Here is a 230-nt window from a genome sequence, read left to right as displayed (position 1 = left end):
AGTGTCTGTTATGGATCGCGCGGTCATGCGTGATGTCAGCAGAACTGCGCGGTTTCAAGCTTGCGTCGCAGGTGCGAATTGCAGCTAGCCGTTCGGCAGCAGCACCTGTCGCAGCACTTCGCCCCGATCTAGCAGATCAAGGTTTGCGTTCAGCTGATCGAATCCCATTGTCCCGCTCATCAGACGGTCGACGGCCATGCGCCCTTCCTGGTAGTAGCGCAAGTAGAGAG

1 protein-coding gene is annotated in these 230 nt (G+C 57.8%); it reads left to right on the top strand.

Annotated elements, in window-relative coordinates; genetic code table 11:
- Positions 1 to 32: 32 nt before the first annotated feature.
- Positions 33 to 230: hypothetical protein (locus tag SB717_RS39970; protein WP_410908923.1), on the top strand; the 198-nt coding region annotated here is incomplete at its 3' end.

The sequence above is a fragment of the Priestia sp. SIMBA_032 genome (assembly GCF_046535215.1).
Classification (GTDB): domain Bacteria; phylum Bacillota; class Bacilli; order Bacillales; family Bacillaceae_H; genus Priestia; species Priestia aryabhattai.
Note: the sequence above shows the minus strand (reverse complement) of the source record. Positions and strands in the feature narration are given on the sequence as shown.